Genomic DNA, 4,545 nt, shown 5'->3' with positions numbered 1-4,545 from the left:
ATTCCATTGGACCGTTGTCAATACAACGCCCAACTCGGGACATGCTCTGCTTCATTTCAGCGTTGTCGACCATCTTCTTAAATCGACGATCTTTATTTTGTATGCTGTCTAGCCGACTTGTGGAACGTTAATGCGGGACAAGACCCTTGTTCATCTGGTCCGGATGAACAAGGGTCTTGTTGCGTCAATATGGGGTCTCTCTTATCAATAGTCGAGCATTCCTTCGGAGATGTCCTTCCCGAAGTATTTCGTCGAGATCTGCGCGTAAGTTCCGTCTTCATGCATGGCCTTCAGCGCTTCGTTGAAGGCTTGAATCGTATCCTCGTTGCCTTTCCTGAACAGGTACGCCGCGGTCTCGATATCATCGGACTGGTCGACTATTTTGATCTTAAGATCGGGCCGTTTCTTGCGCAAATCCAGGAAGTATAGGCTGTTATAGATGAGCGCATCTACCCGCTTCGATGTCAATAGCTCAACTGAATCGCCGTTTTCCGGAACGAGAGTTGCTCCATACTGCAAGGCTAACGCCCCTTGAACCGATTCCGCGAGCCCGTTCGTCTTCTTCCCCTTCAGATCCTCAAAGCTGTTCATCTCCTGGTTCTCTTCGAGAACAATCAACGTCAAGTTGGAAAATTGATAAGGATCGGAAAAGTCATACTTCTTCTTACGTTCCTCGGTAATCGACAGCTGCGGGATCGTGTCGAAGCGCCCGCCGTCGAGACCAGAGAACATGCCAGCAAACTCCACTTCGGCGAACTTCACCTTGAGGCCGATCCGCCTGCCGATCTCCTTGGAGATATCAATGTCGAATCCGGTTAAGCCGTCAGCATCGTGATACGAGTATGGCGGATACGTGCCGGTGGTGGCGACGATGATCTCCCCTTTTTTCTTCAATTGCTCAAGCGAACTTCCACTCTGTCCTTTGTCGGTGCTGCATGCGGACAAGATGAAGCTTACTGCAAGAATGAGAACCAAGACTTGTCTGAACACGATCATTCATCCTCCGATAATGTACTTTTAGATGGAGTACGTAGGAATTAATGCAGCAAAATTCGGCAGTCGGCTTACGAATTGCCGAACCCGCTCTTGGCGGGAATGAACGAAGACCGCCTCTGGCGGGCCATCCTCCAGAATCATGCCCTGATCCATGAATAGCACTCGATCCGCGACTCGGCTGGCGAACTCGAGCTCATGCGTCACCACGATGAGGGTGATGCCGGAGCGGCTTAAGGAACGCATCACCTCCAGCACCTCGCCGACGAGTTCCGGATCGAGAGCGGAAGTCGGTTCATCGAACAGGAGAATTTGCGGCTCCATCGACATCGCCCTGGCGATCCCGACCCGCTGCTGCTGCCCGCCAGAGAGCTGATACGGGTAGCGATCCCGCAAATCGCCCAGTCCTACTTGCTCCAACAACGCAACGGCGCGAGCTTGCGCCTGTGATTTCGTTAACTTTCGGGCCGTAATGGGGCCAACCATCACATTCTCTAAGGCGGTCATGTGGGGAAACAGAAAGTTCCCTTGGAACACCGTTCCCGTCTGCCGCCGAAATGCCAGAATCTCCTTCAGACTCTGCTTCTCCTTCGGAGAAAAATGAAGCTGCCGTTCGCCAAGACGAATGCTTCCGCTCGTTGGAAGCTCCAGCAGATTGATGCAGTTCAGCAGCGTCGACTTGCCTGAGCCTGACGGACCGATAATAACCGTCGTTGACCCCTGCGGCAGCTCCAGGCCGATACCCTTCAGCACCGGCACATCGCCGAATTGCTTCGTGATGCCTTGAAGAGATAACAGCATGATGATTCCCCTCCTGTCCTCATGTCTGATAGACCCCGACCCGCTTCTCCAATCGGGACTGCCAGATCGTAAGTGCGGAGCAGAGAATGAGATAATACGTACCCGCAATCAGGTATAGCAGCATCGGTTCGAAGGTCGAAGCGGCAATCAGCTTGGCCGCACCGAACAAGTCGGGAATCGTCACGAGCGCAGCGAGCGACGACGTCTTGAAGAGCGTAATGAACTGATTGCCGAAGCTTGGCACGCAGATTCGGAACGACTGCGGCAGAACGACGCGGATTAAGTTCTGGGTTCTCGACATGCCCAGTGCATAACCTGCCCGCCATTGACCGCGCGGAATCGACAGAATGGCCGCCCTCATAATCTCCGACGAATAGGCCGCTTCCGAGATTGTTAAGCTGATCACGATGCTGGCGAACGGCGACAGCAGAATACCGAGGCTCGGCAAGCCATAGAAGATCAGGAATAGCTGCACCAAAATCGGCGTACAGCGAATGATCCACACATATACCCGGGAAGGTACTCGAATGAAGGGGTTAGCCGATATGCCGGCGAGGGCGATAATTAATGCGCATACGAGTCCCAACGCGAAGGATAACAGCGAGATCGGTATCGTATACAAGACCGTGCCCTTCAGCAGGGGCATCAACGACATAGAGATAATCTCCAAGATGCGGTCTAAGCGTTCCGGAGTCATGATTGTCACCTCGAGCTAACGTCTGCCTGCAAATAAGTTGTTGATGCAGATGTAATATTTTGCTAAAGTATAAGGTAAGTCGATTGAAATACTGGGTTTTAAAGAGAGGGGTGCCTTATGATTCAGTTCCGGGACAAGGAATATCGCTGCGCCTCCGAGATCACGATGGAGCTCGTAAGCGGCAAGTGGAAAATTCTCATCCTCAGCCATCTGGCTGACCGAACGTTCCGATTCGGTGAGCTGTTGAAGCTCATGCCCGGCGCCACCCACAAAATGCTGACCGAACAGCTACGCGACCTGGAACGCGACGGTCTGATTGCACGCAGTGTGTACCCTGTCGTTCCTCCCAAGGTAGAATACAATCTGACCGAACGCGGCATTCGGCTAGTCCCGATTCTGAAGCAATTGTGCAACTTCGGGGCCGATTATGTGAACAGCTTTCCGGCCGAGGCTTCGGCAGCAGAAGATAAACGAGCTTAATCCTGACCTGGATGAAGCACGAACTTCGCACCGAATCCTTTGCCCGCGTACTTGGCCTGCTCTAGCTCCTCCGCATCACCGTGTTCGAGCAGGACGATATTCTGGGGATACAGCTTCCCGAGCAGTGCTCTTGCGACCAGTTCATTCCCTCCTGTCTCGATTACATGCGTCCCCGCTTCGCTCGCCACCAATCCTGAGAGAAAGAGGATCCGGCCTGCACGGTGATGGACGATTTCGGACTTCTCTTTAGTCGCGGACACGGTGGCTGACTGCTTGGCTGCAGCGCTGGTGCGGTAATGAAACCGATGCCCTCGGAAGATCTGCCCCAAATCGACAGCATACTTCTCGTTGCCTGAATGCGAACGCAGAATAAATGGAATGACCGCTTGATGGTCATTCACCCATGACGGACGCAATCTTGCCTCCACGATACTGCTCCAGTCCTCATCTTCCGCACTATCCACCGTCTCACTGCTCCCCAGCAACGATCTCGGCGCCATAGTGTAGTCGGGATACTCGTATGCGAATCCAATCACATCACGATCGACAGACGCTATTGTTCTTACCGGATACCAGCGAAGCAGATAGCGAGGCGCCTCTGCCAGTGCGGATCCCAGGCTGGCCGGCAATATCGTTCCTTGTCGATACTGAAAACCATAACCGCCCGAAGGCAGCCCCGGCGCCAGCAGGCTTGCCGCATAGTCAACCAACAATTGATGGTCCAGCTGTCTGGCCAGGAAGCTCGATAAGAATGCTTCATGCGATTGTTCCGTATAGCGCAGTCCCCGAGCCTGCCGCGCAGTCAACTCCAGCGGAACTTCCTGCCAATTCTGAAATGGAAGAAGCCCGTCGCGGAGGAGAACCATCTGGTGGAGGTACTCGTTGAATAACTGCATGACAGACGTCCCGCCTGCAGGTCCCGTCAGCATATCCGTTACCTCATGCGTCCACAGGTGGTGATCGCACTGGCTTCGGAAGACGAGACGTCCCAGCACCTCGCGACTGAGCCCCCGCAAGCAGCGTTCCTCACCGGCGAACTCGCGGGCCCACCGTGACAGCGTCTCCCCGATCAGTCCGGCATGAGCAGACAGTTCGGACCTTCCAGGGTCATGCAGCTCCAGGGCCCCAAGTGGAAGCGCAGTCTCCCGTCCAGTAATTGCAAGGGTCTTCTCCAGATTCACCAGCAGCGCTTCGAGATTCACCGCTTCGCCTAATTGAACGCATACCGCCTCGAGCAGTACGCCTAATTCCCTGACGATCCCCCTTGCCGTATATACGCCATTCGGAATGTCCCATTCCCATAACCCTTTGTACGCCGAAGGAGTCACGGATCGGCCAAAATCAACATCTGCACGGACGGCGGGCTCGATCAGTGTCCCCCACACCACTCGCTGCTCCCCCACGCTCAAACGATACGATGACATAAGACACCATCCTTTCCGTTTGGTTCATCCTATCACAACAATTCCAATGCGAATAGAATGCACTTTTTCGTGAGATAGACACAGATTAGGTACATAGTTCCCGAATGGGTACTGTAAGAAAATAAAGAGCCGCAGCAGGGAGCTTATTGT

The 4,545-nt window shown here is 53.8% G+C and carries 5 protein-coding genes; 1 reads left to right on the top strand and 4 read right to left on the bottom strand.

All coding sequences use genetic code 11. The features are described 5' to 3' along the window. Positions 1-204: 204 nt before the first annotated feature. From PXY01_RS21895 to PXY01_RS21885, 3 genes are read right to left on the bottom strand one after another with little or no spacing between them, the layout of a single operon-like run. On the bottom strand, positions 205-990 hold the full coding sequence (locus PXY01_RS21895; protein ID WP_164744548.1) for a transporter substrate-binding domain-containing protein: 786 nt from the start codon (positions 988-990) through the stop codon (positions 205-207). Positions 991-1,017: 27 nt separating this feature from the next. Beyond that, a complete protein-coding gene (locus tag PXY01_RS21890) occupies positions 1,018-1,791 on the bottom strand; it encodes an amino acid ABC transporter ATP-binding protein (RefSeq protein WP_127573252.1) in 774 nt (257 codons plus the stop codon). A 22-nt stretch (positions 1,792-1,813) separates the two neighbouring features. Next, positions 1,814-2,449: an amino acid ABC transporter permease gene (locus PXY01_RS21885; RefSeq protein WP_246028066.1), complete on the bottom strand. Its 636-nt coding sequence runs from the start codon at positions 2,447-2,449 to the stop codon at positions 1,814-1,816. Between the two features lie 159 nt (positions 2,450-2,608). Here PXY01_RS21885 and PXY01_RS21880 point away from each other — a divergent pair, with 159 nt between their 5' ends. Further along, the gene (locus tag PXY01_RS21880) at positions 2,609-2,971 is read left to right on the top strand and encodes a winged helix-turn-helix transcriptional regulator (RefSeq protein WP_127573246.1); all 363 of its coding nucleotides are present in this window, start codon (positions 2,609-2,611) and stop codon (positions 2,969-2,971) included. Here the strand turns inward: PXY01_RS21880 and PXY01_RS21875 are convergent. Then, on the bottom strand, positions 2,968-4,395 hold the full coding sequence (locus PXY01_RS21875; protein ID WP_127573245.1) for a hypothetical protein: 1,428 nt from the start codon (positions 4,393-4,395) through the stop codon (positions 2,968-2,970). The two genes, PXY01_RS21880 and PXY01_RS21875, sit on opposite strands and share 4 nt — an antisense overlap. Between the last annotated feature and the right edge of the window lie 150 nt (positions 4,396-4,545).

The sequence above is a fragment of the Paenibacillus xylaniclasticus genome (assembly GCF_004001065.1).
In the GTDB taxonomy this organism is placed as follows: domain Bacteria; phylum Bacillota; class Bacilli; order Paenibacillales; family Paenibacillaceae; genus Paenibacillus_T; species Paenibacillus_T xylaniclasticus.
The sequence above is the reverse complement of the archived record's forward strand: the minus strand, read 5'-3'. Positions and strand labels throughout refer to the sequence as shown.